Origin of the sequence: Candidatus Corynebacterium faecigallinarum, assembly GCF_052264515.1 — a bacterium.
GTDB lineage: Bacteria > Actinomycetota > Actinomycetes > Mycobacteriales > Mycobacteriaceae > Corynebacterium > Corynebacterium faecigallinarum.
The window spans coordinates 1-4,793 of the sequence record NZ_JBQQOC010000054.1; the positions used below are offsets into that span (position 1 = coordinate 1).

Below are 4,793 nucleotides of genomic sequence, written 5' to 3' on the forward strand. Positions count from 1 at the left end.
GCATGACGATCATCCTTCCAGGCCGGCCTTCCCAGGCAAGCCAGATCAGATGTCACCTATCCATGCAGCAGACCCCCTCGGCATCCTCCTCGAGGAGGAGAACACCACCAGGGAACCGGCATCCCGCACCACCGCCCGGTTCCTGGAGAAACAGCCGCACTTCGGCTGGCATGACGGCATGCTGCTGCCCGGCACAGACATGCAGATCAGCTTCCTCAAGGACCTGGTCACCCAGCGCAACCCCGTCAGCTCCTACAGCTTCCTCAACTACCTCCATGACCGGGGAAGGCTCTCCGCCTTCATCAATCTGAGCACCTTCACCCCGTCCCGCCAAGAGTTCCACGATTACCTGTCCTGGGCGGCGGGCCGGGTCACTGTCCCGGTGAGCTACGGGACATCAGTGGAGCGGATCTCCTGGAACGGGAATCACTACGAGGTGACCACCTCCTCGTCACGAGGGCAGGAGACGCTCCGTGCCCGGTCGGTGGTGCTGGGCACCGGTATCCGACCGCACCTGCCGGAAGGGGTGGAGACCAGTGCCCGGGTCTTCCACAATCACCAGCTGCTCAGTCACCTCGCGCAGGTTCCCTCGCTGGATCACCGGACCTTTGTGGTCGTCGGTGCCGGGCAGAGCGCGGCGGAGGTGGTGAAGCACCTCTACGACACCTACCCGGAGGCGCAGATCCACAACTCCTTCCGTGGATTCGGGTACACGCCGAGTGACAGCACACCCTTCGCCAACCAGATCTTCGACCCCGAGGCTGTTGACGGCCACTACACCGCACCAGCTGAGTTGAAGAGGGAACTACTGGTCAAGCACCGCCTCACCAACTACTCCGCCGTGGATGAGGACCTCATCAACGAGCTCTACCAGCACTGCTACGACGAGCAGGTCGCGGGCACCCGACGGCTGCACATGCACAAGGTGACCCGTGCTGAGATCACCGGGCAGACGGATGACCACGCCACGGTGCAGATCAGTGATCTCGCCGACCGCGACACGCGGAACGTGACCGCTGATGCCGTCATCTACGCCACCGGCTTCCGCCCCAGCAGCCCCAGTGACCTGCTTGACAGCACCGTTGATGTCACGGGGGCCTTTGTCGACGGCCTGCCGGTGGTCGACCGGGACTATCGACTTCATCTGCCGCGGGAGAAGAACCAGGTTGGCGGCATCTACCTCAACGGCAATGTCGAGCACTCCCACGGCCTGACCTCGTCTCTGCTGTCCAATGTGGCCATCCGGGCCCAGGACATTCTCACCTCTATTACTGACAACCCTGATACCACCAAGGAGAACAACCATGTCTGACCTCAACCCCTTCGATGACGAGCGCTACGAGTTCTTCGTGGTCCGCAACCACGAGGAGCAGTACTCCCTGTGGCCTTCCTTCAAGAACGTGCCCGCTGGCTGGGAGATCGTTTTCGGGGCTCCGGACGGCGCGCCCCGTGATGAGGCCGTGGAGTTCATCGAGGAGTATTGGAAGGACATTCGCCCGAAGTCTCTCCGGGACTTCGCCGCCCAGTACGAGAAGGCGGAGACGGCACAGTGATGCAGCGAACCATCCTGGGATCAAAGATCCACCGCGCCACCGTCACTCAGGCGGACCTCCACTATGTCGGTTCCGTCACCATCGACCGCACCCTCGTCGAGGCGGCCGGTCTGCTGGAGGGTGAGAAGGTCCAGATCGTGGACATCACCAACGGGGCGCGCATCGAGACCTACGTGATCACCGGTGCCCCGGAGACCGCCGGAAAAGGCCACATCTGCATCAACGGGGCGGCCGCGCACCTGGTCAACCCCGGGGACATGGTCATCATCATGAGTTACCTTCAGGCCACCGAGGAAGAGGCCGCCGCCTATGAACCCCGGATCATCCACGTCGATGCGGACAACCGGATTGTCGGCACCGGCCATGATCTGTCCGAGGCGGTCCCCGGTGCCGCTGACCAACTGAGTTCCCGGGGTATCTGACATGGCAGTGACGCCTGTGCCCGTGGACGGTGTGGTCCCGTACCCTGTGGAGTTCGCCGAGAAGTACCGGTCCGCCGGGTACTGGACCGGGCAGACCCACGCCGACATGTTCGCTGCGACCGTCGCGCGGTTCCCCGACAAGACAGCTGTCATTTCCGGAGACCGGGAGATTACCTACGCCGAACTCGGTGACCGGGTCCGCCGGTTGGCCGCTGGCTTCCTGGACCGGGGTCTGGAACGCGGTGACCGGGTGGTCGTGCACCTGCCGAACATCCCCGAGTACCTGGAGATGGTTTTCGCCCTCTGGGAGATCGGGGCGGTTCCGGTCTTCGCCCTGGCCGCACACAAGGCCCACGAGATCAGCTACTTCATCGAGTTCTCCGGAGCACGTGGCTACATCACGGACACCCTGCCGGAGGGGAAGCTTCCTCCCCTGGACTTCTGCTGGACCGTCAACGACGGCAGTTTCGCTGGACTCGCCGCCGGCGAACCGCTGGTGCACGCACAGCGCAGCAACCCGGCGGACATCGCCTTCCTCCAGCTCTCGGGCGGGACCACGGGGCTTCCCAAGATGATTCCTCGCACGCACGACGACTACCTCTACTCGGTCAGAGCGAGCAACGAGATCTGCGATATCACCGAGCACACAGTGCAACTGGTCGTGCTGCCGATCTCACACAACTTCACCATGAGTTCGCCGGGTGTGCTCGGAGCCGTGATGGCGGGGGCGACCATGGTTCTCGCCCCGGACGGCATGCCGGAGACAGCGTTCCCCCTCATCGAGAAGCACCGGGTCACCCAGAGTCAACTGGTACCGCCGCTGGCTCTGCTGTGGCTGAACTCTCCGCTCAAGGACGGTTACGATCTCTCCAGCCTGGAGACCCTCCAGGTCGGTGGGGCGAAGTTCAGCGAGGAGGCTGCGCGCCGGGTGGGTCCGGAACTCGGGGTGACCCTGCAGCAGGTCTTCGGCATGGCTGAGGGCCTGGTGAATTACACTCGGCTCGATGATGCTCCCGCCACCATCGCCGCGACCCAGGGACTGCGGATGTCTCCTGATGATGAGGTTCGGGTGGTGGATGCCGCAGACAACGACGTTCCGGCCGGTACCCCGGGCGATCTGCTGACCCGGGGCCCGTACACGATCCGGGGGTATTTCCGCGCCCCGGAGGTGAACCGGCGGAGCTTCACTGAAGACGGCTTTTACCGCACCGGCGATGTGGTGCGCATGGATGAGCGCGGGTACCTCACCGTGCTGGGTCGGTCGAAGGACCAGATCAACCGGGGTGGGGAGAAGATCTCCCCAGAGGAGGTGGAGAACCTCCTGCTCGGCCATGAGGGCATCCACGATGTCTCGGTGGTCGGAGTACCGGACGATGATCTGGGGGAACGAACCAGGGCCTACATCATCCCCCGGGAAGGTGTCGATCCTGCCGGTCTGGGTGTGCTGGCGGTCAAGCGGTTCCTCCGGGACCGCGGTCTGGCGGCCTTCAAGATCCCGGACATGATTGAGTTCGTCGATGAGTTCCCGCAGACCGCGGTCGGCAAGGTGAGCAAGCGAGACCAGCGGGAGGAGTAGACCGACCAGCACCCGTACAACGGTGAGGCCCCGGACCATCTGGTCAGGGGCCTCACCGTTGTGCAACCTCACTGTGCAACCGCACCCCGGAGGGCGCAGCACGTTTCTGCTATGTGATCAGCACAGAGAGGGAACGTGTCACATCCGTGGAGAACCCGAGGAGGGTGACGGACCGCCGGCACTCCGGGTCGGTTTCCCCGGTGATACGGACCACGCCCCGGTAGAGTGTCTCCGGCCCCTGTGGGCAGAGCACGGTCCGGACCTCGCCCGGCCCGTCGGGGAGTGTGGTGACGAGAACATCCGGCAGCGGGATCTTCTTCAGTGCCCGGCGCCCGGCCTTCGTGTAGTGCCTCAGCACCGGGTAGTCCCGGGCGGTGACGGAGTCCCGGTGCGTGCCGAGGGCGTATGGTGCGACGGCGGTCACCGGTCCTGGACCGGCATCCAGGTGGACCATCACACCTGTGCCGAGGACCTGTTCGAGAGCCGTGAGTATTCCGGAGAGTTCGAGAGAAGTGCTCACCTGGCTGTTCTCTCCCGGCGTGAAGTAATCCTCGCTCGCACGGGGCGCGGCCGTGAGCTCTGCAGCCAGGAGCTTCGCCCGTTCGGCTGCGGTCTCTGCCATGTCGGCACCGCGGGACTCGAGTTCCTGCAAGGTCTTGAGCAGTGAATCTCCGGATGTGATTTCCTCGCTGTGTGCACCCAGTTGAGACACGAGCTGGTGGAGCTGACGGCGGTCCATGGCGGCAGCGTGGGCGACCAGGGTGACCGTCTCTCCGTGAACAGCAGCAGACACTGAGACACCGTCGGTGAAGTCCAGTTTCTGGGCCGTCGCAGAGAGAATGGACTGCTCCGAACTGGATGCAGAAAGTTCAACGATAGAGATAGGCCGTGGTGCGGGGAGAATCTCGGAGGTCCAGAGCCGCCTGCTGGTGGGGGAGACTCGGAGACGCAGAGCCTCCACTGTTGTAGCGAGGGTGTGCAGCTGGTTCTGTAGCGTCGTTGCGGACGTGCCGTCCGGAACGGTGATGCTCTCGGAGTAGAACCAGGAATTCACGTCCTGTCCAGACTCTCGGAGCATCTCAAGAACTGGGGACGGGGGTACGGCCACGGGATCCGTGGGTGCCAGTTCCTTTTCATCCGCCGCGCCATCGATGAGTTCGGCAAGCACGCCGACGGTCTTGGACGTGAAGAGGTCCCGGATGGTGACCGGGTAGTCGTGCTGCTTGAGTGACGCGATGACAC

The 4,793-nt window shown here is 63.8% G+C and carries 5 protein-coding genes; 4 read left to right on the forward strand and 1 reads right to left on the reverse strand.

What is annotated here, in order from left to right:
- Nucleotides 1–49: 49 nt before the first annotated feature.
- Genes ACTXPP_RS13885 through ACTXPP_RS13900 form a run of 4 tightly spaced genes read left to right on the forward strand, consistent with a single transcriptional unit; the run spans nucleotide 50 to nucleotide 3,551 of the window.
- Nucleotides 50–1,312: a lysine N(6)-hydroxylase/L-ornithine N(5)-oxygenase family protein gene (locus tag ACTXPP_RS13885; protein ID WP_443342663.1), complete on the forward strand. Its 1,263-nt coding sequence runs from the start codon at nucleotides 50–52 to the stop codon at nucleotides 1,310–1,312.
- Nucleotides 1,305–1,553, forward strand: a complete 249-nt coding sequence (locus ACTXPP_RS13890) for an MbtH family protein (protein WP_301496438.1) — start codon at nucleotides 1,305–1,307, stop codon at nucleotides 1,551–1,553. Before ACTXPP_RS13885 ends, ACTXPP_RS13890 begins: the two co-directional genes overlap by 8 nt.
- Nucleotides 1,553–1,975, forward strand: a complete 423-nt coding sequence (gene panD, locus ACTXPP_RS13895) for an aspartate 1-decarboxylase (RefSeq protein WP_301496436.1) — start codon at nucleotides 1,553–1,555, stop codon at nucleotides 1,973–1,975. The genes ACTXPP_RS13890 and panD overlap by 1 nt, the downstream gene beginning before the upstream one ends.
- Nucleotide 1,976: 1 nt before the next feature.
- Nucleotides 1,977–3,551: a (2,3-dihydroxybenzoyl)adenylate synthase gene (locus tag ACTXPP_RS13900; protein WP_301496434.1), complete on the forward strand. Its 1,575-nt coding sequence runs from the start codon at nucleotides 1,977–1,979 to the stop codon at nucleotides 3,549–3,551.
- A gap of 109 nt (nucleotides 3,552–3,660) precedes the next feature.
- Here the strand turns inward: ACTXPP_RS13900 and ACTXPP_RS13905 are convergent.
- Nucleotides 3,661–4,793, reverse strand: a 1,133-nt coding sequence (locus tag ACTXPP_RS13905; RefSeq protein WP_443342667.1) for a hypothetical protein, incomplete at its 5' end; no start/stop codon positions are given.

Bases quoted from the DNA above. Each gene is read 5' to 3' on its own strand.
- panD (WP_301496436.1), top strand. From the start codon at position 1,553: ATGCAGCGAACCATCCTGGGATCAAAGATCCACCGCGCCACCGTCACT.
- ACTXPP_RS13900 (WP_301496434.1), top strand. From the start codon at position 1,977: ATGGCAGTGACGCCTGTGCCCGTGGACGGTGTGGTCCCGTACCCTGTG.
- ACTXPP_RS13885 (WP_443342663.1), top strand. From the start codon at position 50: ATGTCACCTATCCATGCAGCAGACCCCCTCGGCATCCTCCTCGAGGAG.
- ACTXPP_RS13890 (WP_301496438.1), top strand. From the start codon at position 1,305: ATGTCTGACCTCAACCCCTTCGATGACGAGCGCTACGAGTTCTTCGTG.